The sequence below is a fragment of the Simplicispira sp. 125 genome, assembly GCF_003096555.1.
Classification (GTDB): domain Bacteria; phylum Pseudomonadota; class Gammaproteobacteria; order Burkholderiales; family Burkholderiaceae_C; genus Simplicispira.
In genome coordinates, this window is record NZ_QEKM01000001.1 from 1408563 (window position 1) to 1433582 (window position 25020).

Annotated in this window: 18 protein-coding genes; 4 read left to right on the plus strand and 14 right to left on the minus strand. The window is 59.3% G+C overall.

From position 1 onward, the window contains the following. Nucleotides 1–53 precede the first annotated feature (53 nt). The 3 genes from pstA to pstS form a co-directional block, all read right to left on the minus strand. Nucleotides 54–908 (minus strand): phosphate ABC transporter permease PstA, encoded by an 855-nt coding sequence (gene pstA / locus C8D04_RS06415; RefSeq protein WP_116004103.1) that lies wholly within the window; start codon nucleotides 906–908, stop codon nucleotides 54–56. Between the two features lie 28 nt (nucleotides 909–936). Beyond that, nucleotides 937–1941 carry a phosphate ABC transporter permease subunit PstC gene (pstC, locus tag C8D04_RS06420; RefSeq protein ID WP_116004104.1) on the minus strand — a complete coding sequence of 335 codons (1005 nt, stop codon included), beginning with the start codon at nucleotides 1939–1941 and terminating at the stop codon, nucleotides 937–939. 68 nt (nucleotides 1942–2009) lie between these two features. Beyond that, nucleotides 2010–3032, minus strand: a complete 1023-nt coding sequence (gene pstS / locus C8D04_RS06425) for a phosphate ABC transporter substrate-binding protein PstS (protein ID WP_116004105.1) — start codon at nucleotides 3030–3032, stop codon at nucleotides 2010–2012. 290 nt (nucleotides 3033–3322) lie between these two features. On the opposite strand from pstS, the gene C8D04_RS06430 reads away from it, so the two are divergent. Further along, a complete protein-coding gene (locus C8D04_RS06430) occupies nucleotides 3323–4804 on the plus strand; it encodes an exopolyphosphatase (RefSeq protein ID WP_116004106.1) in 1482 nt (493 codons plus the stop codon). A 65-nt stretch (nucleotides 4805–4869) separates the two neighbouring features. On the opposite strand, the gene C8D04_RS06435 is transcribed toward C8D04_RS06430, so the two are convergent. The 3 genes from C8D04_RS06435 to C8D04_RS06445 all read right to left on the minus strand — a co-directional run bounded on the left by C8D04_RS06435 (nucleotide 4870) and on the right by C8D04_RS06445 (nucleotide 8485). After that, nucleotides 4870–5331, minus strand: a complete 462-nt coding sequence (locus tag C8D04_RS06435) for a histidine phosphatase family protein (RefSeq protein WP_116006057.1) — start codon at nucleotides 5329–5331, stop codon at nucleotides 4870–4872. Between the two features lie 14 nt (nucleotides 5332–5345). Continuing rightward, nucleotides 5346–7526: a polyphosphate kinase 1 gene (gene ppk1, locus C8D04_RS06440; protein WP_116004107.1), complete on the minus strand. Its 2181-nt coding sequence runs from the start codon at nucleotides 7524–7526 to the stop codon at nucleotides 5346–5348. A 128-nt stretch (nucleotides 7527–7654) separates the two neighbouring features. Then, nucleotides 7655–8485: a GNAT family N-acyltransferase gene (locus C8D04_RS06445; RefSeq protein WP_116004108.1), complete on the minus strand. Its 831-nt coding sequence runs from the start codon at nucleotides 8483–8485 to the stop codon at nucleotides 7655–7657. 323 nt (nucleotides 8486–8808) lie between these two features. Between C8D04_RS06445 and C8D04_RS06450 the strand changes: the two genes are divergently transcribed. Then, the gene (locus tag C8D04_RS06450) at nucleotides 8809–11073 is read left to right on the plus strand and encodes a bifunctional diguanylate cyclase/phosphodiesterase (protein WP_116004109.1); all 2265 of its coding nucleotides are present in this window, start codon (nucleotides 8809–8811) and stop codon (nucleotides 11071–11073) included. 80 nt (nucleotides 11074–11153) lie between these two features. Here C8D04_RS06450 and glmM read toward each other — a convergent pair whose 3' ends face one another. The 5 genes from glmM to C8D04_RS06475 all read right to left on the minus strand — a co-directional run bounded on the left by glmM (nucleotide 11154) and on the right by C8D04_RS06475 (nucleotide 19365). Next, entirely contained in the window at nucleotides 11154–12488 is a 1335-nt protein-coding gene (gene glmM, locus C8D04_RS06455) for a phosphoglucosamine mutase (RefSeq protein ID WP_116004110.1), read from the minus strand. Between the two features lie 222 nt (nucleotides 12489–12710). Next, the gene (locus C8D04_RS06460; RefSeq protein WP_199562977.1) at nucleotides 12711–15329 is read right to left on the minus strand and encodes a molybdopterin-dependent oxidoreductase; all 2619 of its coding nucleotides are present in this window, start codon (nucleotides 15327–15329) and stop codon (nucleotides 12711–12713) included. A gap of 400 nt (nucleotides 15330–15729) precedes the next feature. Then, nucleotides 15730–16563, minus strand: coding sequence for a dihydropteroate synthase (gene folP / locus C8D04_RS06465; protein ID WP_116004112.1), 834 nt, complete (start codon nucleotides 16561–16563; stop codon nucleotides 15730–15732). A 65-nt stretch (nucleotides 16564–16628) separates the two neighbouring features. Beyond that, a complete protein-coding gene (gene ftsH, locus C8D04_RS06470) occupies nucleotides 16629–18545 on the minus strand; it encodes an ATP-dependent zinc metalloprotease FtsH (RefSeq protein ID WP_116004113.1) in 1917 nt (638 codons plus the stop codon). A 157-nt stretch (nucleotides 18546–18702) separates the two neighbouring features. After that, the gene (locus C8D04_RS06475) at nucleotides 18703–19365 is read right to left on the minus strand and encodes an RlmE family RNA methyltransferase (RefSeq protein ID WP_116004114.1); all 663 of its coding nucleotides are present in this window, start codon (nucleotides 19363–19365) and stop codon (nucleotides 18703–18705) included. A 32-nt stretch (nucleotides 19366–19397) separates the two neighbouring features. Between C8D04_RS06475 and C8D04_RS06480 the strand changes: the two genes are divergently transcribed. Together C8D04_RS06480 and C8D04_RS06485 are read left to right on the plus strand one after the other, a co-directional pair. Beyond that, nucleotides 19398–19874, plus strand: a complete 477-nt coding sequence (locus tag C8D04_RS06480; RefSeq protein WP_116004115.1) for a YhbY family RNA-binding protein — start codon at nucleotides 19398–19400, stop codon at nucleotides 19872–19874. Between the two features lie 4 nt (nucleotides 19875–19878). Further along, nucleotides 19879–20628 (plus strand): glycosyltransferase, encoded by a 750-nt coding sequence (locus tag C8D04_RS06485; protein ID WP_116004116.1) that lies wholly within the window; start codon nucleotides 19879–19881, stop codon nucleotides 20626–20628. Between the two features lie 18 nt (nucleotides 20629–20646). Here C8D04_RS06485 and C8D04_RS06490 read toward each other — a convergent pair whose 3' ends face one another. From C8D04_RS06490 to carB, 3 genes are all read right to left on the minus strand, one after another. Next, a complete protein-coding gene (locus tag C8D04_RS06490; protein ID WP_116004117.1) occupies nucleotides 20647–21075 on the minus strand; it encodes a DUF4149 domain-containing protein in 429 nt (142 codons plus the stop codon). Nucleotides 21076–21093: 18 nt separating this feature from the next. Then, nucleotides 21094–21570: a transcription elongation factor GreA gene (gene greA, locus C8D04_RS06495; protein ID WP_116004118.1), complete on the minus strand. Its 477-nt coding sequence runs from the start codon at nucleotides 21568–21570 to the stop codon at nucleotides 21094–21096. A 203-nt stretch (nucleotides 21571–21773) separates the two neighbouring features. Further along, a complete protein-coding gene (gene carB, locus C8D04_RS06500; RefSeq protein WP_116004119.1) occupies nucleotides 21774–25019 on the minus strand; it encodes a carbamoyl-phosphate synthase large subunit in 3246 nt (1081 codons plus the stop codon). Between the last annotated feature and the right edge of the window lies 1 nt (nucleotide 25020).

Below are 25020 nucleotides of genomic sequence, written 5' to 3' on the forward strand. Positions count from 1 at the left end.
TCTGTTAAAGGACGTACCTGCATCGACAGGCCGTGCAAAAAAGGGCGTAAATGTCAGACCTTGTCTTTTTCGCGCAGAAAGATCCGCGCCACAACGTTGAGCACCAGCACCGCCAGCGTAATGAGCAGTGCGCCGGCCCAGGCCAGGCGTACCCAGTTGTCGTACGGACTGAGCGCAAACTGAAAGATCACCACGGGCAGATTGGCCATAGGCGCATTCATGTTGGTGCTGAAAAACTGGTTGTTCAGGGCAGTGAACAGCAGCGGAGCCGTCTCACCGCTGATACGCGCCACAGCCAGCAAAAGACCCGTCATCACACCACTGCGCGCGGCGCGCAAGCTCACCATGATGGAAACCTTCCAGCGCGGTGCGCCGAGTGCAAAGGCCGCTTCACGCAGACTGCCTGGTACTAGGCGCAGCATGTTCTCGGTCGTGCGAACCACCACCGGAACGGCAATCAGCGACAGCGCCATGCTGCCGGCCCAGCCGGAAAAATGGCCCATGGAGGCGACGGCAATGGCATAAACGAAGAGCCCCAGAACAATGGAGGGTGCCGACAACATGATGTCGGTCACAAAGCGGGTCAATTCAGCCGTTTTGCTCTGATCGCCGTATTCCGCGAGGTACACGCCGGCCAAGACACCTACCGGTGTAGACACCAGCACGGTAAACCCCACCATCATCAGGCTACCGACGATGGCATTGGCCAGGCCACCCCCCTCGGAACCTGGGGCTGGCGTGGAGTGGGTAAACAAGTTCCAGTCCAGCGCAGCAAAACCTTTGGTAAACAGCACGCTCAGTATCCAGAGCAGCACAAACAACCCCAGGGCCATGGAGCCCAAGGAAAGCGTCAGGCCCACCGCATTGGCGCGCCGCCGTTTTTGATAGATTTTGGTGTTGTATTCCATGAAGACTCTTTGATGGCCTTGAGAGCGCCTATAGACCCTTGGCCTTTTCCGCCCGCAACATTAGGATTTTTGCTGCCGAAAGCACCACGAAAGTGATGACGAAAAGCAGGAATCCCAACGCAAACAATGCGGACAGGTGGAAGTCCGCTGCCTCGCCAAATTCATTGGCCAAAGTGGATGCAATGGAAGTGCCCGGCGAGAACAGTGATGCAGGCATGCGGTTGGCATTGCCGATCACAAAAGTCACTGCCATGGTTTCACCCAGGGCGCGCCCCAAACCCAGCATGATTCCGCCCACAACACCCTTCTGCGTATAGGGCAGCACGACACGATGGACCACCTCCCAAGTGGTACACCCCAGCCCATAGGCGGATTCGCGAAGGATGGGTGGAACAATCGCAAAAACATCCCGCATCACCGCAGCGATGAAGGGAAGCACCATGAATGCGAGCACAATGCCCGCCGCCAGAATGCCAAACCCGTTGGTACTGCCGCCAAACAAAAAACCCACCAATGGCATTGAGCCCAGCAGTTTTTGCACCGGCATCTGAAAGTAGTCGGCAAACAGCGGGGCAAAAACAAACAGACCAAACATGCCGTAGATGATGGACGGCACCGCTGCCAGCAACTCCACCGCTGTGCCCAACGGGCGGCGCAACCACACAGGGCAGGTTTCTGTCAAAAACAGCGCAATACCAAAGGCCAGGGGCACGGCAATCAACAGCGCAATGCCCGCACTGGCCAGGGTTCCCACGATCGCGATGGCTGCACCAAACTCTTCATTGACGATGTCCCATTCCACGCGCCAGATGAACTGGGCACCAAACTTGTGAAACGTCGGCCATGCATAGATGAAAAGCGACACGATGATGCCCATCAGCGCAGCCAGCACCAGCAGCGATAGACCCTGGGTCAGCCGATGGAAGAAAATATCCTGAAGACGCTGCCGCTGGGCAATCGACACCATCGCTTTGGCTGGTGCATGCGCCGCATCGGGCATTGTTTGTGCGCTCATCGTGATCTCAACACTCATGTGGGTTTCCTTGGGGCATCTTCTGCCAACACCAGCCCTCTGACAAAAGACACCCCGGAAGTCTCCGATTACTTGCGGATCTGCGACCAAATCTTGGCACGGATCTCAGCAGTCAGGCTATCGGGAAGCGGCACATAGTCCAGCTCTGCAGCCATCGCCTTGCCATTCTTGAAAGCCCAGTCAAAAAACTTCAAAACTTCAGCAGACTGCGCCTTGTCGGCTGGATCCTTGTACATGAGGATGAACGAGGCGGTACTGATAGGCCAGCTCTCGGCGCCCTTGGCGTTGACCATTGAAATCCCCATGCCCGGCATACTGAACCAGTCTGCACCACCCGCAGCAGCAGCAAAGGACTTGTCGTCAGGACTCACGAACTTGCCGTCTGCATTTTGCAGTTGCAGGAAATTCATGTTGTTTTTCTTGACGTAAGCATACTCAACGTAGCCTACAGCGCCCTTGATGCGATTCACATTGGCGGCAACGCCCTCATTACCCTTGCCACCGACCGACGACGGTGCCGGCCACTTCACGGCAGCGCCCTTGCCCACCGAATCTGCCCACTCTTTGCTGACAGCGGTCAGGTAATCCGTGAAATTGAACGTGGTTCCCGAACCATCAGCCCGGTGTACCACGGTGATGTTCTGGTCGGGCAAGGTTTTTCCAGGGTTCAGCGCTGCCAGCTTGGCATCATTCCATTTGGCGATCTTGCCTAGAAAAATATCTGCCAAAACGCCACCGCTCACACGCAATTCGCCGGGCTTAAAGCCTTCCAGGTGAAGCACTGGCACCGTACCGCCAATGATGGCGGGAAACTGCACCATGCCGTCCTTATCGAGATCGCTGCCTGGCACCGGCGCATCGGTCGCGCCGAAAGCCACCGTCTTGGCACGGATCTGACGGATCCCCCCCGAGGATCCGATCGACTGGTAGTTCATGCCCGTGCCCGTTTCTTTTTTATAGACCTCAGCCCACTTGGCATAGATCGGGAAGGGAAACGTTGCACCCGCGCCAGTGATATCGGCAGCAAACGCACTGCCCATAGTCATGGAAGCCAACGTGACAGCGACGATTTTCAGAAATGTGCGTTTCATTCAGTACCTTTCAGTAAGCGTTAACAGGAACAAAACGAACTTTAAAAACCTTAAATGACAAACCTGTGACATACACAAAAAGTTTTCCTGAATTTTCAAGAACATCCTCACGCAGTCACTGCGCTGACACGGTGCTGAGACACAATGGGAAGAATTTTCCAACCACAAGAGTATTCGTCTTCGCATCGCCCACCATCGGCCGGGCTCATGTTGCCTATCGTCTCGCAACAGCCCCCCGGAAATTCAGTCCCTCACGTTACCTTGCCGCACGAATCCTCTTTCAAAAACCCATGCAGAACGGCACACACCTCGCCGCCATTGATCTCGGCTCCAACAGTTTTCGTCTCGAAATCGGTCGCTACGAATTCGGACATATTCAGCGTATCGAGTACCTGAAGGAAACCGTGCGCCAAGGCAACGGCCTGGATGAAGAGAACAACCTGAGCACAGAAGCCATGCAACGCGGCTGGGACTGCCTGGCCCGTTTTGCCGAACGATTGGCCAATTTCCCCCGCGCTCAGGTGCGCGCCGTTGCCACACAGACCTTGCGAGAGGCTCGCAACAGCCACGTTTTTCTGCAACGCGGTGGCGAGGTACTAGGCCATCCGATCGATGTGGTGTCAGGGCTGGAAGAAGCTCGGCTGATCTACCAGGGTGTCTCGCGGCTGCTTCCAGAGTCTGGGGAGCGACGTCTGGTTGTTGATATTGGAGGGCGATCCACGGAGCTCATCCTGGGCGAGCGTTTTACATCCCACGCTGTCGCTTCATTCTGCGTAGGCAGCGTGGCCTGGTCCACACAATTTTTCCCCAATGGTCGGTTGTCTGCATCGGCTTTTACAACCGCCGAAATCGCTGCCAAAGCGGTTCTGGACGAGGCACTGGAAACCTATCGTCCGAGTCATTGGGATGTAGCCTATGGATCATCAGGGACTGTAGGGGCGGTGCGCGACGTGCTTGTTGCCGCTGGTCAGTCTGCGGGGGAAACCATCACCCGCAGCGGACTGGACTGGCTGCGCGAGCGTTTGTTGCGTGCGCAAAGTGTCGATCGCATCCGGCTGGATGGTCTCAAAGACGATCGCCGTCCCGTCATCGGCGGAGGGCTCAGCATACTGAGAGCCGTTTTCGATCTTCTGGACATCCATGAAATGCAAGTGGCACAAGGGGCCCTGCGCCAGGGCGCCCTGTATGACCTGCTGGATCGCGAACAACCACAGACAGATCTGCGAACCGCATCAGTGCAGGGGCTGGCACTCAACTTTGCCGTAGACCTTTCTCAGGCCGAGCGTGTGGCAAAGACCGCCTGCTTTCTTTTCAAGCAAATTTCACCCAGGCCCTCCGAATCCGTACTGCGCAATCTGAACTGGGCCGGTCGCCTACACGAAATTGGCTGCCGCATCTCCCACAGCGATTACCACCGCCACGGCGCCTATATTCTCGAGAACACAGACGTTGCAGGCTTCGCCAAACATGAATTGCACGGCCTGGGATCCTTGGTGCTGGGTCATAGGGGAAAGGTCCGCAAGCTACAAGCCGATATAGATGACCCCATTTTTATTTTTCAACTGATGGCCCTTCGACTTGCGGTGGCTTTGTGCCACGCCCGGCGTGATCCCGACTTGGAAGGATTTACGCTGTCCATCAAAGGACAGCGCTTTAACCTTGCAGCGAACCCTGGATGGGCGACCGCCTACCCTCAGTCTGCCCACCTGCTGCGTGAAGAAATGCTCGCATGGCAACGCACCCCTTGGGAACTGGAAGCACACCTGCCTTGATGCCCATACGATGACCGCTTCCGTGCATCTGGCCGAATAACGCCCCTCAGGACCGACAAAGGATTTCAAAGAAAATCTGGTGACAAGACAGCCAGCAAAGTTGTTTCACTGCGCTCCACGCTCTGGCGCTGTCGCAACCACCAGACCGATCCTTTTCGCACCGCACATTGGTTCGAATGGATCTCCAGCAGATGGGCGATGGTTTGGCCCAATACCGGTTGGTGTCCGACCACCAGAACGGCTCCTCGAGAACGCGGCCATTGCACCAACTCCAAAAGATCCTGTGCAGTGCCATCGGGCAGCAACTCGGCGCGTAACTTGTATTTGCGCCCCAAAGCAGTGGCCGTCTGCTCTGCGCGCCGCGCCGGGCTCGATAGCACCCTCAGCCCATCAGGTAGCTGCCTCTCGAGCCATGCTGCCATACGAGCGGCCTGTTTTTCCCCCCGTGCTGTGAGTGGTCTCGACAGGTCATCCATGTGCGCTGCACCCATCTCTGCCTCTGCATGGCGCCACAAAATCAGATCCATGCTGGACATTCGGATCAGCCGTTGTGCGGCACGACAATCGACACACCATACCGCGCCATCAGTGCATTCTGTGCACCCTGCCCGCTGGTAGGTTTTGCAGCACGCATATAAGTGCCATCAGACAACAACTCCCAAGCGTCTCGGTCATCGTGCAGACACGACACCAGGCACTCATCAATAATACGTTGACGCAGGATCGGGTCCGTCACAGGCCAGGAAATTTCCACGCGCCGCAGCATGTTGCGGTTCATCCAGTCAGCGCTGGAGAGAAACAGTTCCTCCTCAGCGCCCTTGCCAAAATAAAAAATCCGGGAATGTTCCAGAAAGCGCCCGATGATGGAGCGAACACGGATATTTTCAGTGAACCCGGGCACTTGCGCGGGCAGGATGCAGGCGCCACGCACGATCAGGTCAATTTTCGCGCCGCGCTGACCGGCGAGCACCAGCGCACGGGCCAATGCCTCATCCGTCAAAGCATTCATCTTGGCCACAATGCGCCCGCCCTCACCCCGGCTTGCCGCCAAGCCAACCTGCTCGATCTTCTCCAGCATACGGCGATGGAGCTGGAACGGTGCCACTAGCAAGCGTCGCATGCGTGGGAGCCGATTCTGGCTGGCGAGATGGTTGAACACATGGTCCATGTCGGCCGTCGTTTCCTCATCCGCGGTGAGGTAGCTCAGATCGGTATAGAGACGCGCTGTGCGCGGGTTGTAGTTACCGGTGGACAAGTGGCCATAACGGCGCAGCTGCTTGCCTTCCTTGCGTGTCACAAGCAACATTTTGGCGTGCGTTTTCAACCCAACAACGCCGTACACCACCTGGGCACCCACCGACTCCAAGGCTTCTGCCCAGTTGATATTGGCCTCTTCATCAAACCGTGCCTTTAGCTCCACCACGGCCATGACTTCTTTGCCGCGGCGTACCGCCTCACGCAGCAATTCCATCAGTACCGCATCGGAACCTGTTCGGTAAATAGTCTGCTTGATGGCCACCACTTGTGGATCGTTCACAGCTTCGCGCAGAAAAGCCAAGACCCCATCAAAGCTCTCAAAGGGGTGATGGATCAGCGTATCGCGCTGTCGCATTTGGGCCATGATGGATGTGCCCAAAATCAATTGACTTGGCCAGACAGGCCGCCAGACTGGAAACAGCAGTTGTGGGTCATCGACCAGATCTACCAATTGCGCCAACCGCACCAGATTCACAGGTCCATGCACCCTGTACAGGGCTGCCGCAGGAAGATCAAATTGGCGCAACAAAAAATTCGACAGGTAGGCGGAGCAACTGCTGGAGACTTCCAAGCGTACGGCCTGTCCAAAATTACGCTGCTGCAAGCCCTGGCGCAGCACCATGCGCAGGTTGCGCACATCCTCTTCGTCTACTGCAAGATCCGAGTGTCGCGTGACGCGAAACTGCGAGAACTCAGTGACTTCGCGCCCTGGAAAAAGATCGGACAAGTGCGCTCTGATCACGCTGGAAACACTAACGAAATTCTTGCCCTTGGGTGCAACTCCCATCGGCATCCGGATAAACCGAGGCAATGCCCGTGGAACCCGCACAATCGCAATGTCGTTTTCTCGCCCAAACGCATCAGCACCCTTGAGTCGCACAATAAAATTGAGCGACTTGTTGGCGACCTGCGGAAAAGGATGCGCGGGGTCCAAACCCACAGCAACCAGCAGTGGCCGGACTTCTCGGGCGAAATAGTCGCTCACCCAGCGCCGCTGCGCACTGCCGCGGTCGCCATGTGCCACGATGCACACCCCCTTCACTGCCAGCGCAGGCACGAGGGCCTCGTTGTACAAAGCGTATTGACGCGCCACCAATTCATGCGCTTTGGCTGTCAATGCGGCCAGCGACGCTTCACCATAAGGCCCCTTGGTTTCGCCATTGCGTGCAGCCGTGATGTGCGGCTCGGCACGCACTTCAAAAAATTCATCCAGATTGGACGACACGATACTCAAGTAGCGCAGCCTTTCCAGCAACGGCACATCTGCACGGGCCGCCCAATCCAACACCCTTTCGTTGAACGCGAGGATGCAGTGGTCACGATCCAAAAATCCTGAAACACCTGGAGCCGTCAGACAAGGCGCAAGAATAGCCAACGAATTGTCCGACGCTTGAGGGACCCGTTCAGCCGAGACTGCAGCCCGTGCGGTGTTCTCCAATACGCCCGTTGTGTAGGGCGCAATCATGTTTATTTCACTGAAGACGGGGGACATGGGCACGTTGGGATACTGATCAATCGATAGCGAAATATGGATTGGATGCGTGACAGCTTCGTGACACAGCGGTCTTTCATCACACCACGCAACCAGCCCCATCACCCCAAAAAGTGCTTGCGGTAACGCACGGGCAAATCGACCAGTCGCATGAGCATGGGTAGGTCTGCGGTATTGAAATCGGGGTCCCAAGCGGGTGCTCCCAGCACGCGAGCACCCAGGCGCAGGTAGCCCTTGATAAGGGCCGGTGGCTCGACATCCAGGCTCGCATCCAGTCGCTCCACAGGCAGCGGCAGACGGGGATGCACCTGGTACTCCATAGGAGCCATATGGGTTTCACGCAGCTTGTGCCAAATGCTGGCAGCGGCATTGCCGCATGCAGCACCGTTGTGCTGCATAGGAATGCTGGCACAACCCACCATGGTGTCGAGTTGATTACGTGCCATGAAATCGGCCAACGCACCCCATAAAGCCATGATGACGCCACCATGGCGATGCTGTGCATGCACGCAACTACGGCCCAACTCCACCATTCTCGGCCGCAATTCGCTCAGACGGGTCAGGTCAAACTCGGTATCGCTGTAAGTGCAGCCGGCACGCCGTGCCTGCTCGGGCGTCAGCACGCGATAGGTACCGACGACCTGCCCCGTGCCAAGGTCACGAACCAGAAGGTGCTCGCAAAAATCATCAAAGATGTCAATGTCGTGGCCCTTGATGGTGGGCTTTAGCCGCGCCCCCATTTCAGTCGCAAAAACTTCGTATCTCAGGCGTTGCGCCTGCCGGACTTCGTCGAGGTGTCGCGCCCAAACCACCTCCACACCCCCACCCGGCACAGGGTGCGCCGCCCCATTCGAACGATAGGGGCGATGAAGCGACCCCCGAGGCAACGATACCGGCGACAAGGGGCGCGTTGGGTTTGGCAAATCACTCATGGAAACTCCTTTGTATGAGGCCCACCGCGAAACCGCAGTAGCAGTAGCACGCCAGCACTGCAAGCGCTACGGGGCAACCTCCATGGCAGTCTGGCTTCCATGCATGACGCACCCAAGTCAGGCCTGTGAACAAACCATGACGAGCTTTCCGCCACCCGCACCTTGGACAGGGCCGAATTGAAAACCACAGAAAACCCTCGTCCTTCAAACATGTTCCATATTTCTTTCCATCCACCAAGAACGTACAATTTCATACAATTAGCTGATGGAATCGGGTTCTGCTAGGCTTGTCCGCTGCGGCTCCCTTTTCAAAAATTTCACATTTGCTCTCTCCTGCCCACCGTCCCACCACATCACTAGAACGTGCCCTGCGAGAACAGCAAACCTTGCTGGACAGCGCTGGCGCGGGCATTGCGTTCATCCGCAAGCGCCAGGTGGTTCGCTGCAATCTGCGTTACGCGGAAATTTTTGGCTACAGCACGCCTGAACAACTCATTGGGCAACGCAGCGAGGGCTTTTATCCCGACCTGCAGGCCTATCGCGAACTGACCCGTGCGGCCTATCCCGTGGTGGCGGCCGGAGACACTTTCCGCACTGAGCGCAGCATGCGCAGGCGCGATGGCTCACAGTTCTGGGGGCGCCTTACGGGCACACTCATCAATCCGCAGGACAGCCTTGAAGGCTCCATTTGGTTGATTGACGACATCGATGAACAAAAAGCAGCGCAAACCCAGCTCCATACAGCGCTGTGGGAAAAAGAGGTTTTGTTCGATAGCGCCATGGTGGGCATCGTCTACCTGCAGAACCGAACTCTCACACGCTGCAACCGGCACTTCGAGCAGATGCTCGGCTACGGCCCGGGAGAACTGCAAGGGAGTCCATCCCGGCGTTGGTACACCAGCGACGCCGACTGGGAAGAGGTCGGCCATCGCTCCGCCCCGGTACTTTCACAGGGCCAATCCTTCCAGGGCGAAGTCACACTCGCCCGCAGAGACGGCACCCCCGTGGTGTGCGATGTGCGCAGCAAGGCGATTGACCCCGCCAACCTTGCGCTCGGATCGATCTGGATCTGCATGGACATCACGGAGCGTCGCCAGGCACAGGCTGCACTGATCAAAGTGCACGCAGAGCTGGAGTCGCTGGTAGCCCAACGCACACAGCAACTGCGAGAAACCGTCGACAGCCTGCACCGCGAGATGAACGACCGCAAAGCCGACCAGGAGCGTATTTACTGGCTGGCGCACTACGATCCTCTCACCGGCCTGCCCAATCGCACCTTGCTGGCAGAGCGCAGCATCCAGGCCATTGAGGTGGCGCGCCAGACGCAAACCCCGCTCTCCGTGATTTTCCTAGATCTGGACCATTTCAAGCATGTCAACGACTCGCTCGGCCACCAGGTAGGCGACACCTTGCTGGTGGCCATTGCCCGGCGCCTGCGGGCCGTGGTGCGCGACAAGGACACTGTCTGCCGGCTCGGTGGTGATGAGTTCATCTTGCTGCTACCCGGCGCCAATGCCAAGGGAGCCGAACGGGTGGCCGGCAAGCTGCTGGAAGCGTCGCGCCAGCACTACCAGATTGATCACCACGAATTGACGATCGCCCCCTCCATGGGTATCGCCGTGTTTCCCGAAGATGGCGATGATTTTGACTCGCTGAGCCAATCGGCTGATGTTGCGATGTACCGCGCAAAGCTCGATGGCCGCAATACCTATCGCTTCTTCACACGGGAGATGCAGGCCCATTCGGTGCGGGCGCTGCAATTGGAAAACGCGCTGCGCCGCGCCCTTGAGCGCCAGCAATTCACCCTGCACTACCAGCCCAAAGTATGCATTGCCACCCGCCAGGTGCTGGGGATGGAAGCCCTGCTGCGCTGGCAGCACCCAGAACTGGGGGCGGTATCGCCGGGTGAATTCATCCCCATTGCAGAAGACAGTGGTCAGATCCTCGCCATTGGCGAGTGGGTGTTGCGCACTGCGCTGACCCAGATGCGCGACTGGCATGCCCAAGGACTAGCGTTGCCGTCCATGTCGGTCAACCTGTCTGCCGTCCAGTTCCGCGAGCCCCGGCTGCCGGAACTGATCACGCGCATCCTGGAAGAAACCGGCGTCCCTCCCGGCGCGCTGGAACTGGAGTTGACCGAAGGTGTTGCCATGGAGGATCCCCGCAGCGCCATTGCCACCATGCGCGAGTTGCATGCGCGTGGCGTGCGCTTGTCGATCGACGACTTCGGCACCGGCTATTCATCTCTGAGCCAGCTCAAGCAGTTTCCCGTCAGCACACTCAAAATTGACCAGTCTTTTGTGCGCGATCTGGACAACGGCCCCAGCGACAAGGCCATCGTCAGCGCCATCATCCGCATGGCCCAGGCCTTGGGTATGCAGACCGTGGCAGAAGGCGTGGAAACACGCGGGCAATTTGACTTTTTGCATGCGCAAGGCTGCCATCAGGCGCAAGGCTACTATTGCGGCCACCCTCAACCCGCACCGCAGTTGCAAACCCTGCTACAGGCCCTGCACAAGCCGCAAACGCCACAATCACGCACTCCCATCGATGCCACTGAAGCGCCTTGCAGGGACCGGGAACGCTGAGCTGCATCATGAAAAATTACTATCAAAACAGGCTCCAGCGCTTACCAGTCAAGCGCTATATGCTATTAATTAAGTAGCAATTATCCTTGTCGTGCAGCCTGTGCCAGCCGTTCTGCGCAAGAACTGGCTTGGGCAGCGTCACGCGCCTCCACCATCACGCGCAGCAAAGGCTCGGTGCCACTGGCACGAATGAGCAATCGCCCCGCCTGCCCCAATTCTGCTTCGACGGCCTGGGTCTCGCGGGCCAGCAAAGCGTTGGAACGCCAATCTGTTCCCGGGGGCAGACGCACGTTCAATAGCACTTGGGGGAAGAGATCCACGCCATCGAGCAGTTGCGCCAGGGTCTGTCCATTGCGCACACAGGTCTGAAGCGCCTGCAACGCGCTGACCAGGCCATCACCCGTGGTGTGCTTGTCCAGCGCCAGCAGGTGGCCAGAGCCTTCGCCGCCCAGAATCCAGCCATGGCGGGCCAGCTCTTCGAGCACATAGCGGTCTCCGACCTTGGCTCGCACCAGTTTCACGCCACGCGCCTGCAAGGCCAGCTCAATGGCCATGTTGGTCATCAACGTGCCCACCACACCGGGGACATGCTCATCGCGCGCCATGCGGTCGCGCACCATCAAATAGAGCAGCTCGTCGCCGTTGTACAGGCGCCCCTGCGCATCGACCATCTGCAATCGGTCAGCATCGCCATCGAGGGCAATACCAAAGTCGGCGTGGTTGGCTCGCACGGTCCGCACCAAGGCATCCGGGTGCGTGGCACCCACCTCATGGTTGATGTTCAGGCCATCGGGCGCACAGCCAATGGCTACCACATCGGCGCCCAGCTCATGGAACACCTTGGGAGCGATGTGGTACGCCGCCCCATGTGCCGCGTCCACCACGATCTTCAGCCCCTTGAGCGTCAGGTCCTGATCGAAGGTGCTTTTGCAAAATTCGATATACCGTCCCGCTGCGTCGTCGAGCCGGCGGGTTTTACCCAGCGAGGCCGAGTCGGCCCATACCGGGGGTTCATCCAGCGCGGCCTCGACCGCCAGCTCCCACGCATCGGGCAGCTTGGTACCCTGGGCACTGAAGAACTTGATGCCATTGTCAGGAAAGGCATTGTGGCTGGCCGAAATCACCACACCCAGGCTGGCGCGCTGGGCGCGTGTCAGGTATGCCACGCCTGGCGTAGGCAAGGGTCCCAGAAGCACCACATCCACTCCGGCCGAGTTGAAGCCCGACTCCAGCGCGCTCTCCAGCATGTAACCCGAAATACGGGTGTCTTTGCCGATCAGCACCGTGGGGCGGTCCTCGGTCTGGCGCAGCACCCGGCCAACGGCATGTGCCAGGCGCAGCACGAAATCGGGCGTAATAGGCGCCTGCCCCACCGTGCCGCGAATGCCGTCGGTTCCAAAATATTTTCTTGTCATTCCCGGTTTCCTAAAGCGCTGGTTCGCTGGATTTTGAAAGTAGCCCGGACGCAAGTGCACGCACGCGGACGGCGCCCATGGAGACGATGGATCGGTGGCTATCCCTCGTGATCGCCACCCACCAACCCACTCCGCACACGACGCCTGGCTATTTTCGCATCCCCTCAAAGCAAAAGCGCCCTGACCCATTTCAGGGTCAGGGCGCAGAGGCAAGTAAATCGCTTACTGTTTCGCGTTCTTCATCAGGAATTCCAGCACGAGCTTTTGCTCACCGTCGTCCAGACCGGCGCGTGGGAACATGCTTTGCGTGATGCCCAGCCACTGCTTCTTATTGAAGCCGCCCGGGTCCCGCGGGCCGTGGCAGACGGTGCAACGCTGGTAGAAGATTTTTTCACCCGGACTGAGCGAGGCCGTCGCCTTTTCGCGCAGCGTTTGCGCACGCTCCAGGCCAAAAAACTTCTCGTCAAACTTAATGTCTTTTTTGACAACGATCTGCGGTGGATCGAACGCCTTGGTGCCTCCCGCGTCCGCATCGGTGCATTTGCGCAAAGAAGCCATGCAGGTGTTGGCCGTCGTAGCCTGGGACAGGCCGCTGGCACCTCGGCTGGAGGTCAGGAAGTTCACCTGGCCATTGTTGCAGCGGCCCTTGCTGTCGAGTTGTGGCCAGGCGCCTTCGTAGATGCTGACCACGCCGGGCATGATTTTGTCGGACACCCGTGCACCCACCACTAGGGAGCCGCGGTCGTTGTACAGCTCCACCAGATCACCGTCTTTGATGCCGCGCTCGGCCGCATCCTGCGTACTGATCGTCAGCGGCTCGCGCGTCTGCACCGCATAGCGCTTGCGCAGCGGCTCCGCGTTGTTCATTTGTGAGTGCAGGCGGAAGTACGGGTGCGGGCTGACCACATGCAACTGGCCCTTTTTGCCATTGCCCAGATATTCACCGGGCTCCAAAAATTTGGGCATGGGCGGCATATCGGGCAGTTTCATCTTGTCGATGCTGGCCGAATACATCTCGATTTTGCCGGTGGGGGTATGCAGCGCGTTTTTCTTCGGGTCCTTGCGGTAGTCGGCGTGGCGCACCCACTTGCGTGCTTCCTTGGGTACCTTGATCGGGGCCATGCCCTTTTCCCAGAATTCCTCGAAGGGCATGCTGCCCTCGGCCGAACTGGCGGCGAAAGCTTCCTTGACGTAGTCCATCTGTGTCTTGCCTTCGGTGAAGGCGTATTCGACACCACACACTTCCGAGAGGCGGCGGAAGATCTCGAAGTCGTCGAGCACGTCGCCCACGGGCGCCACCACCTGGCGCATGGCAAACACCTTGTCGATGTTGTAGGTGCCGCCCGAGGAAATATCGTTGCGCTCCATCGTGGTGGTCGCGGGCAAGACGATGTCGGCCATGCGGGCGGAACCGTTCCACCAGCAATCCTGCACGATGACGGTGTCCACGACTTGCATGGCACGCGCCAACTCGTTCAAGTCCTGCTGGTGCGAGAAGAAGTTGTTGCCCGCGTTGTAGATCAGCTTGACCTTGGGAAAGGTGTAGGTGCTGCCGTTGTAGGTGAATGCCTTGCCGGGGTTTAACAGCATTTCATTGATCCGCGATGCCGGGCAGATTTTCTTGATCGGATTGCGCCCCTGCGACATGCCGCGGGGTGCGGTGCCGCCTGATTGCGCCGTTCCGCCGCCACCGTAGTGCCACGAAAAACCAATGCCCTGGCCCGGCAGACCGATATTGCCCAGCATGCAGGCGAAGTTGACGATGGCCCAGTAAGGCATCTCACCGTGGTGCGCGCGCTGGATGGCCCAGGAACCGGCAATCTGCGTGCGCTTGCTGGCCATGAGCTCGGCCAGTTCCCGAATTTTGGCCGCCGGGATGCCCGTAATCTTGCTGGCCCACTCGGGCGTCTTGGGCGGCGTGCCGTCAGAGTCCTTGCCTTCCAGATAGGCCAGAAAGCGGTCAAAACCAACGGTGTACTTGCTGATGAAGGCCTTGCTGTACTTGCCCGTGCGGTACAGGTGGTAGCTCATCGCCAAGAACAGCGCAGTGTCCGTGTTGGGGATAATTCTCACCCACTCGGAGCCCATCTGCTCGTCGGTGGTGGTGACCTGCGGGTTGATCGAGATGAACTTCACGCCCGCTTTCTTGATGGCATCGAAGTTGGGATACATCTCGTGGTCGCACACCGTGTATTCGATGCGGTTGTTCTTGTCGGGGTCGCAACCCACAAAGACAAAGACCTCGGTGTTGTCACGTACCTGCTCCCACGAGGTCTGCGCCGAATAGACTTCCAGGTCGCCAATGATCATGGGCATGATCACCTGCCCGGCCCCAGCTGAATAGTCGCCGGCCGTCATGGACGAGCCGCCCAGCAGGTTGAAGAAACGCCCCTGCAGCACATTGGGCCGGAAGATACCGCCATGCGACCAGCCGCCATAGCTGCTGCTAAAGCACCCCTCGTTACCGTGCTTCTCAATCGTGTCCAGAATAGCTTTGGCGCTCAGGCCGATCGCTGTATCCCAGCTCACTTGCACCCAATCGTCCTTGCCGCGCAACTCGGGCTTGCTGCTGCCACCGCTTTGCACAGCTTCCAAATACGACTTGCGCACCATCGGCCCTGCGATACGCGTCTTGTCGTAGGTGCGCGCCAGCATGCCTTCGGTCAGCATGGGGGTGGGACGCTTGTCTGCAGCCGTCGGCGTGACCTGGGTCAACCGCCCATTGGTCACCGTGGCAATGAAAGGCCCATAGTGGTCTGCATGCGCCACCGTACCTGTCCAGGAAGCCAAATCCACCGCCGCTGCCGCCGGTGCGGGCGTCTGTGCAATAGCGCGGGCCACTGGCCCAAGCGGGAACAAGGATACTGCCAGCCCAGCCGAACCCAATGCTCCGGTAGCACCGAGTAAATTGCGTCGTGTCAGCCTCATATTTACCTTTCAAATAATGTGGTTATTGAAGGGTAAACCCCAATATATTAAAGGTCAATGGATATTTTCAATATTCAAATTCATTTGACAGCGCAATGACCTGGCTCAACAAATGACGGCAATGCGCGGGTATTACGCAAATGAATGACGCATTCAAGCGCCTGAAGTGCGCCGCCGCACTTTTTAAGGGGCCCGTAGAGCATGAATGGCGAGGCTTCACGGCTTGCCGTGCGGATGGAAAATGCCGGCTTGGCAGAGCATGGCGGCAGCGCCGTGCAACAGTGAAACACGCCCTTGGGAAGGCCGCTGAGGTTCAGAGCCCCTCTGATCGCATCGCCTTCCACACAGCCAGCGCCAGCACAGTTTCACGCACATCGTGCACACGAACCACATGCGCGCCGCGCTCCACGGCCAAAAGGGCTGCAGTGACGCTGGGTATCAAGCGCTGATCCACATCCAGCCCGGTCACGGCACCCAGCGAGGACTTGCGGGACCAGCCCGCCAGCAGCGGGTAGCCCATGGCAAGCAATTCATCCTGGCGGGCCAGAAGGGCAAAATTTTGCTCCACAGTTTTGCCAAACCCGATGCCGTAGTCCAGCACAATTCGTTGCCGATTGACCCCTAGCGCCTGTAAATCAAGCGCAGCGCGCTTCAAAAATGAGAGCACCTGCAGAACGGCGTCTCCCTCCATCGGTGCAGACTGCATGGTTTGCGGATCACGGTGCATGTGCATCAAACAAACGCCGCACGCCGGGTGGCGGGCCACCACTTGTGCGGCGCCTGGCTGGCGCAGCGCCCACACGTCGTTGACGATGTCAGCACCCAGGTCAAGTGCATGCTGCATCACTTCAGCCTTGCAGGTATCGATCGACACAGGCACGCCCAAATGCACCGCTTCGCGCAGCACGGGCAGAACACGGGCAAGCTCATCCTCTAACGCCACCGGAGGGCTGCCGGGCCGCGTCGATTCACCGCCAATGTCCAAAATATCCGCCCCCTCGCGCACCAACTGCTCGCAATGGAGCAACGCCTGGCGGGCCGTGGCATGGCGCCCGCCGTCTGAAAAAGAGTCGGGCGTGGCGTTGACGATGCCCATGATCCGGGGCCGGGACAGGTCGATCGCAAAACGGGTGGTGTGCCAGATCATGTGCAGTGGTCAAAAATGCAAAAAAAACGGGGCACAAAGGCCCCGTTTTGACACCCACAGGCCCTTCAGGCCACAGTGGGTGCAGGATCGGTGCTCACGGCAGGTGTGCCACCCGTGGGGCCATCGCCCGACGGTGGAATACGCGGCGTCCAGTCCTTGGGCGGGCGCGGTGGCTTGCCTGCCATGATGTCGTCAAGCTGGTCGCTATCGATGGTTTCCCATTCCAGCAAGGCCTTGGCCATGGCGTGCATCTTGTCACTATTTTCTTCGATGAGCTTGCGTGCCAAGGCGTACTGCTCGTCGATGATCTTGCGCACTTCGTCGTCCACCTTCTGCATAGTGGACTCACTCATGGTGGTGGTCTTGGTGACCGAGCGCCCCAGGAACACTTCGCCTTCGTTCTCGGCATAAACCATCGGGCCCAGTGCATCGGTCATGCCGTAGCGTGTGACCATGTCGCGCGCAATGGAAGTCGCTCGCTCGAAGTCGTTGCTCGCGCCTGTAGTCATCTGGTGCATGAACACTTCTTCTGCGATACGGCCACCAAACAGCATGCTGATCTGATTCAGCATGAACTCCTTGTCATAGCTGTAGCGGTCTTGCGAGGGCAGGCTCATCGTCACGCCCAGGGCACGGCCACGCGGGATGATGGTGACCTTGTGCACCGGGTCGCATTTGGGGAGCAGTTTGCCAATCAGCGCGTGGCCGGACTCGTGGTAAGCCGTGTTGCGGCGCTCTTCCTCGGGCATGACCATGCTCTTGCGCTCAGGGCCCATGAGAATCTTGTCCTTGGCCTTTTCAAAGTCCTGCATCTCGACGGTGCGCGCATTGCGGCGCGCAGCCATCAGAGCGGCTTCATTGCACAGGTTGGCCAGATCGGCGCCCGACATGCCGGGCGTACCACGGGCAATAACACCCGGATTCACGTCCTGGCTCACCGGGATTTTGCGCATGTGCACATTCAGGATTTGCTCACGGCCACGGATATCGGGCAGCGTGACATAGACCTGGCGGTCGAAGCGGCCCGGGCGCAGCAACGCTGCGTCGAGGATGTCGGGGCGGTTGGTTGCAGCCACCACGATCACACCCAGATTGGTCTCGAAGCCGTCCATCTCAACCAGCATCTGGTTCAGCGTCTGCTCGCGCTCGTCGTTGCCACCGCCCAGGCCAGCGCCACGCTGACGGCCCACGGCGTCGATCTCGTCGATGAAGATGATGCAGGGGGCGTTTTTCTTGGCGTTCTCGAACATGTCGCGCACACGCGCTGCGCCCACGCCAACGAACATCTCCACAAAATCAGAGCCCGAAATACTGAAGAAAGGCACCTTGGCCTCGCCAGCAATGGACTTGGCGAGCAGCGTCTTGCCGGTACCGGGAGGACCCACCAGCAGCAGGCCACGCGGAATGCGGCCACCGAGCTTTTGAAAACGCTGCGGGTCTTTCAGAAAGTCCACGACTTCCTTCACCTCTTCCTTGGCCTCGTCGCAACCGGCGACGTCGGCAAAGGTGACGGTGTTGTTGTTCTCGTCCATCATGCGCGCCTTGCTCTTGCCAAAGCTGAAGGCGCCGCCCTTGCCGCCGCCCTGCATCTGGCGCATGAAATACACCCACACGCCAATCAGCAGCAGCATAGGACCCCAGCTCACCAGCAGAGTCATCAGCAGCGAACCTTCTTCGCGTGGCTTGACGTCGAACTTGACGTTGTTGTTGATCAGGTCGCCCACCAAGCCCCGGTCAAGGTAAGTGGCCGTGGTGCGGAGACGGCGGTCGTCCTGGGTGACGGCCACAATCTCGGTGCCCCCCTGGCCTTCCTGGATGGTGGCGCTCTTGATGCGGTTGTTGCGCACTTCTTCCAGAAATTCCGAATAGCCGATATGGCCCGCAGCCCCTACAGCGCGGGTGTCGAACTGTTTGAACACGGTGAACAGCACCATGGCGATGACAAGCCATACGGCAACTTTTGAAAACCACTGATTGTTCAAGCGGAGCTCCGGTGAGGGTGGCGAAACGATTTCACGTTCTTAAATGGGACTGATTTTAGGCGTTTCAACCCGGCAAGGTTGGGCAATACCCCTTGGCACCCATTGGAAGATCAAGGGTTTACAAGAAAAAAAGCTGCACTGCCCCGCCCAAAGATCCTCAGGGTGAGTTTTTCAGACCGATGCCGACCAAAAAGGTTTCCGACGATTTGTCACGCGAAGCCTTGGGCTTGACGGGCTTGACCACCCGAAAAGTTTCGCGAAACAACTGCACCAACTCTGAATATCCTGCCCCATGGAACAGCTTGACGACCAGCGCCCCCTCGGGCCGCAAATGGGCACAAGCAAATTCCACCGCCAACTCCACCAGATGCGTAATGCGCGTGGCATCTGTCGATGCGATGCCTGTCAGATTGGGCGCCATGTCTGACACCACCACGTCCACAGGACGGGCTTGCAAGGCATCTTCCAGTTGTGCCAGCACCTCGGGCTCACGGAAATCACCCTGCAGATAAGTGACCCCCTCGATCGGCTCCATGGGCAGAAGGTCGAGCCCAATGATGCGGCCGTCGAGCGTACCTGCTGCCGCCCCGGCCGGGGAGAGTCGGCGGCGTACGTACTGGCTCCAGGCCCCAGGCGCGCAGCCCAAATCCACCACGGTGGCACCGGGCCGCACCAAGCCAAACTGTTCATCGATCTCCTTGAGCTTGTAGGCCGCGCGTGCGCGAAACCCCTCTTTTTGTGCCAATTTGACGTAGGTGTCGTTCACATGGTCGTTCAGCCATGCTTTGTTGATTTTTTTGCTCTGGGATTTGACTTTCATGCTTCTTTCGTCCTGCCTCGATAATACGGCCCATGCCCCAAATTGAACTCACCTCTGCCGAACGCCGCGAATACCGCGCCGAGGCCCACCATCTCAAGCCCGTCGTCCTCGTTGGCGGCGATGGTTTGACGCCCGGCGTGCGCAAAGAAATCGACGCCGCGCTCAACGCCCATGGCCTGATCAAGATCCGTGTCTTCAGCGACGACCGTGCTGCGCGCGAGCTGATGTACCAGGAACTGGCCGCCGAATTGGGCGCAGCCCCCATCCAGCACATCGGCAAGCTGCTGGTGCTGTGGCGCCCGCAGCCCGAAAAAGTGAAGACACCGGACGAAGACCGCATGCCGGGCCCGCGCGACGTCAAAGTGATGAAGTACAGCAAGCGCGGCGGCCAACGCCCCGAGATCAAGCAGTTGCGCGTGCTGGGAAACCAGCGCCTGACCTCTGGTGGTCAGGTCAAGCGCGCTAAAAAGCGCAAGCCGACCTCGGTAAAAAAGCGCCAAACCAGCTGACGCGATGACCGGTACCGCCGCCACGGCGCGCCAGCGCCATGTCATCTGCATGAAATGGGGCACCAAATACGGGCCCGAATACGTCAATCGCCTCTATGCCATGGTGCGTCGCCATCTCAGCGGCGATTTCCATTTTGTCTGCCTGACGGACGATGCCGAAGGTATCCGCCCCGAGGTGCAATGCCTGCCCATCCCGCCATTGGACCTGCCCGCGGGTATTCCCGAGCGCGGCTGGAACAAGCTGGCCACTTTCACTGCCGATCTGCATGGTTTGCGCGGCACGGCACTGTTCCTGGATGTGGACGTGGTGGTCACCGGCAGCCTGGACGATTTCTTCACCCAACCGGGTGATTTTCTCATCATCCACGATTACAAACGCCCCTGGCGTATTACCGGCAACTCTTCGGTCTACCGGTTTGAACTGGGCGCGCACCCCGACGTTCTGGAATATTTTCGCGGGCATTTCAACGAAATTCGCCAGCAGTTCCGCAACGAACAAGCTTATCTGTCGGACTTCCTGCACAAGCAAGGCAAGCTGCAATACTGGCCAACCGAATGGTGCCCCAGCTTCAAGTACGACGGCATCCCCACCTGGCCGACCAATTACTGGAAACCACCTTTTGTTCCCGCAGGTGCGCGGGTGGTGATTTTCCATGGTGAATGCAATCCGCCAGACGCCCTGGCAGGACGGCGCAACCGGCGCTTTCGCTTTATCCAGCCCGCCACCTGGGTGGCCGAGCACTGGCACGAGTAAGAGCGGAAAAAACCGTCCTCAGGCGGGCAGTGGCCGCGTCGGGCCGCGCAGCGTATGCCACAGGGTTGCCAGCGCACAGCCCCATTGCAGGGCGTACATGAGCGTCCCCACGCTGTGCCATAGCCGCAGATCCTGCCGCGCCACGATGCGTGGCGCCACGCCAAATTGCACCAAAAGCGCCAGCAGGAGGCCAAACACTATAAAAAGTGTAGCTTCTCGCGCCCATGGATAAAGCGTTACATCCCCTTTTGGCCTTGAAACCAGCAGCAAGAGCACGCAGCAGACCACGGACACCCAGGTCTGGGCCGCAAACAGCCGTGCCGCCATGCTGCCCGCCATGGCCGGCGTGGGCAGGTACACAAACAGCAAGGGCACAGCCAGAAAGCCAATGGCCCCCAGGCTTCCCCACCAGAGCGCAGCAAGCAGTGCAGGAAAACGGGCAGTCATGGCGCAGGCCTGGGCCGGTCAGACGTAGCTGACGCCCACGATTTCATAGCGACGAATACCACCCGGCGCCTGCACTTCGGCCGTGTCGCCCTCTTCCTTGCCGATGAGCGCACGCGCGATGGGACTGGAAATGTTGATCAGCCCCAGCTTCAGGTCAGCCTCGTCCTCGCCCACGATCTGGTAGGTCACAGCGTCGCCCGTGTTTTCGTCTTCCAGCTCCACGGTCGCGCCAAAAACCACCTTGCCTTCGGCATCAATGCTGCCGGGGTCGATGATCTGCGCGGCCGACAGTTTGCCCTCGACGTCCTGGATACGCCCCTCAATGAAGCCTTGGCGGTCCTTGGCCGCTTCGTACTCGGCGTTTTCGCTCAAATCGCCCTGTGCGCGCGCCTCGGCAATCGCCGCTATGACCGCTGGACGATCTACAGTTTTGAGTCGATGCAGTTCGGCTTTGAGTTTCTCGGCGCCGCGCTTGGTAATGGGAATGGTGGCCATTCTCTCCGTCTCCATGGGTGTATAGGGGTGCCGCGCATTGCGCGACTGGTTCTGCGCGCCACAACGATGTGGCGACGCCCAAAAGCAAACCGCCGCACGTTGCCGCGCGGCGGTTTGGGTTCATGCGGCAATTATGCCGTGTTTGAAACCGGTCGCGAACCCCGCGGGGTTCGGCCTCCAGTTCTTAAGTCGCTGGTACGAATTCAGGCCTGCAGTTGTGCGTGCATCTCTTGCACAGAAATAACATCCAGTTGGTCCATGTGCTTCATACCCTCGACAGCGGCCTCGGCACCGAAAATGGTCGTAAAGGTGGTGACCCGTGCCTGCAGCGAACTGGTGCGGATGGCACGCGAGTCGGCAATGGCGTTGCGGCGCTCTTCCACCGTGTTGATGACCATGACGATTTCGTTGTTCTTGATCATGTCCACGATGTGCGGGCGCCCTTCGGTCACCTTGTTCACCACCTGCACCGGCACCCCGGCAGCGGCGATGGCAGCAGCCGTGCCCTTGGTGGCGACGAGCTCAAAGCCCAATTCCACCAATTGGCGGGCAATATCCACCGCGCGCGGCTTGTCGTTGTTCTTCACCGTGAGGAACACCTTGCCGGATGTCGGCAGTTTGGTGCCAGCGCCCAGTTGGCTCTTGACGAAGGCTTCGCCAAAGGTCTTGCCCACGCCCATGACTTCGCCGGTGGACTTCATCTCGGGGCCCAGGATGGTGTCTACGCCCGGGAACTTGACGAACGGGAAGACGGCCTCTTTCACGCTGAAGTACGGTGGCGTCACCTCCTTGGTGATACCCTGGCTGGCCAGCGTCTGGCCGGCCATGCAGCGCGCGGCCACCTTGGCCAGCTGGATGCCGGTGGCCTTGCTGACGAACGGCACTGTGCGGGAGGCACGCGGGTTCACTTCCAGCACGTAGATGATGTCCTGGCCATCGACTTCCTGGATGGCGAACTGCACGTTCATCAGGCCCACCACACTCAGGCCCTCTGCCATGGCCGCTGTCTGGCGCTTGATTTCGTCCACCGTGGCCTTGGAGAGGTAGTACGGCGGCAGCGAGCACGCCGAATCGCCGCTGTGCACACCCGCCTGTTCAATGTGCTCCATCACGCCGCCAATAAAGACCTGACCAGCCGTATCGCGCACGCAGTCCACGTCGCATTCGATGGCATTGGAGAGGAAGCGGTCGAGCAGCACGGGCGAGTCGTGGCTGACCTTGACAGCTTCGCGCATGTAGCGCTCAAGGTCGCGCTGCTCGTGCACAATTTCCATGGCGCGACCACCCAGCACATAGCTCGGGCGCACCACCAAGGGGTAGCCCAGGGCCTCGGCTTTTTCCAGGGCCTCGGCCTCGGTGCGGGCCGTGGCGTTGGGCGGCTGGCGCAGGTTCAGCTTGCCCAGCAGTTGCTGGAAACGTTCACGGTCTTCCGCCGCATCGATCATGTCCGGGCTGGTGCCGATGATGGGCACGCCTGCCGCTTCCAGGTCCAGCGCCAGCTTCAAAGGCGTCTGCCCGCCGTACTGCACGATGACGCCATGCGGCTTTTCCTTGTCGACGATCTCCAGCACATCTTCCAGCGTGACTGGCTCAAAGTACAGGCGATCCGAGGTGTCGTAGTCGGTGGACACGGTTTCGGGGTTGCAGTTGACCATGATGGTCTCGTAGCCGTCCTCGCGCATGGCCAGGGCAGCGTGCACGCAGCAGTAGTCGAACTCGATGCCCTGGCCAATGCGGTTGGGCCCTCCGCCCAGCACCATGATCTTTTTCTTGTCGGTCGGCTCAGCCTCGCACTCTTCCTCGTAGGTCGAATACAGGTAGGCGGTGTTGGTGGCGAACTCGGCCGCGCAGGTGTCCACCCGCTTGTAGACCGGGCGCACATTCAATGCTCGGCGCTGGTCGCGCACGGCCTTTTCGGTGGTCTTGAGCAACTTGGCCAGACGCCGGTCAGAAAAACCTTTTTGCTTCAAAGTGCGCAGCTCGCTGGCATCCAGCGCCGCCAAGGCGCCTTCGCCTTTCTCGGCGGTCAGCTTGTCGATGTCGAGCTCGATTTTCACGATCTGCTCGATCTGCACCAGGAACCAGCGGTCGATCTTGGTCAGTTCAAACACCTCGTCCACCGACAGCCCCATGGCAAAGGCGTCACCCACATACCAGATGCGCTCGGGGCCGGGCTCGCCCAGCTCCTTTTCCAGCACTTCGCGGTCCTGGGTTTTTTCATTCATGCCGTCCACGCCCACTTCCAGACCCCGCAGGGCCTTCTGGAAGGATTCCTGGAAGGTGCGACCCATGGCCATGACCTCGCCCACACTCTTCATCTGTGTGGTCAGGCGGCTGTCGGCTGCAGGGAATTTTTCGAAAGCAAATCGTGGAATCTTGGTGACCACGTAGTCAATCGAAGGCTCGAACGAGGCCGGCGTTGCACCGCCCGTGATTTCGTTGCGCAGCTCGTCGAGGGTGTAGCCCACCGCCAGCTTGGCGGCTACCTTGGCAATCGGGAAGCCCGTGGCCTTGGACGCCAGCGCCGACGAGCGCGACACGCGCGGGTTCATTTCGATGACGATCATGCGGCCGTCTTTGGGATTGACGGCGAACTGCACGTTCGAACCGCCCGTATCCACACCAATCTCACGCAGCACCGCCAGGCTGGCGTTGCGCATGATCTGGTACTCCTTGTCGGTCAGCGTCTGCGCGGGTGCTACGGTGATCGAATCGCCAGTGTGCACGCCCATCGGGTCGAGGTTTTCGATCGAGCAAATGATGATGCAATTGTCCGCCTTGTCGCGCACCACTTCCATCTCAAACTCTTTCCAGCCCAGGAGCGATTCTTCAATCAGCAGCTCGTTGGTGGGCGAGGCTTCCAGGCCGCGCTTGCAGATGGTCTCGAACTCTTCGGGGTTGTAGGCAATACCACCACCGGTGCCGCCCAGCGTGAAACTGGGGCGGATGACGGTGGGAAAACCCAGGGTTTTCTGCACCGCCCAGGCTTCATCCATGTTATGGGCAATGCCGGAGCGCGCCGAATCCAGGCCGATGCGCGTCATCGCATCCTTGAACTTGAGGCGGTCTTCGGCCTTGTCGATGGCCTCGGGTGTGGCGCCGATCAGCTCCACCTTGTATTTGTGCAAAACCCCGTTACGCCAGAGATCCAACGCGCAGTTCAACGCGGTTTGCCCGCCCATGGTGGGCAGGATGGCGTCGGGGCGCTCCTTGGCGATGATCTTCTCGACCGTCTGCCAGGTGATGGGCTCGATGTAGGTGACGTCGGCCGTGGCCGGGTCGGTCATGATCGTCGCGGGGTTGCTGTTGATCAGGATGACCTTGTAGCCTTCTTCCCGCAGCGCCTTGCAGGCCTGCACGCCGGAGTAGTCGAACTCGCAGGCCTGCCCAATCACGATGGGGCCGGCGCCGATGATGAGAATGCTTTGAATGTCGGTGCGTTTTGGCATG

Excerpts from the sequence above, each read along its gene's own strand:
- glmM (WP_116004110.1), bottom strand. The coding sequence starts at position 12,488 with ATGACAAGAAAATATTTTGGAACCGACGGCATTCGCGGCACGGTGGGG.
- folP (WP_116004112.1), bottom strand. The coding sequence starts at position 16,563 with ATGATCTGGCACACCACCCGTTTTGCGATCGACCTGTCCCGGCCCCGG.
- greA (WP_116004118.1), bottom strand. The coding sequence starts at position 21,570 with ATGGCCACCATTCCCATTACCAAGCGCGGCGCCGAGAAACTCAAAGCC.
- pstS (WP_116004105.1), bottom strand. The coding sequence starts at position 3,032 with ATGAAACGCACATTTCTGAAAATCGTCGCTGTCACGTTGGCTTCCATG.
- C8D04_RS06485 (WP_116004116.1), top strand. The coding sequence starts at position 19,879 with ATGACCGGTACCGCCGCCACGGCGCGCCAGCGCCATGTCATCTGCATG.
- ppk1 (WP_116004107.1), bottom strand. The coding sequence starts at position 7,526 with ATGATTGCGCCCTACACAACGGGCGTATTGGAGAACACCGCACGGGCT.
- C8D04_RS06430 (WP_116004106.1), top strand. The coding sequence starts at position 3,323 with ATGCAGAACGGCACACACCTCGCCGCCATTGATCTCGGCTCCAACAGT.
- pstC (WP_116004104.1), bottom strand. The coding sequence starts at position 1,941 with ATGAGTGTTGAGATCACGATGAGCGCACAAACAATGCCCGATGCGGCG.
- pstA (WP_116004103.1), bottom strand. The coding sequence starts at position 908 with ATGGAATACAACACCAAAATCTATCAAAAACGGCGGCGCGCCAATGCG.
- carB (WP_116004119.1), bottom strand. The coding sequence starts at position 25,019 with ATGCCAAAACGCACCGACATTCAAAGCATTCTCATCATCGGCGCCGGC.
- C8D04_RS06490 (WP_116004117.1), bottom strand. The coding sequence starts at position 21,075 with ATGACTGCCCGTTTTCCTGCACTGCTTGCTGCGCTCTGGTGGGGAAGC.
- C8D04_RS06445 (WP_116004108.1), bottom strand. The coding sequence starts at position 8,485 with ATGAGTGATTTGCCAAACCCAACGCGCCCCTTGTCGCCGGTATCGTTG.
- C8D04_RS06435 (WP_116006057.1), bottom strand. The coding sequence starts at position 5,331 with ATGGATCTGATTTTGTGGCGCCATGCAGAGGCAGAGATGGGTGCAGCG.
- C8D04_RS06480 (WP_116004115.1), top strand. The coding sequence starts at position 19,398 with ATGCCCCAAATTGAACTCACCTCTGCCGAACGCCGCGAATACCGCGCC.
- C8D04_RS06475 (WP_116004114.1), bottom strand. The coding sequence starts at position 19,365 with ATGAAAGTCAAATCCCAGAGCAAAAAAATCAACAAAGCATGGCTGAAC.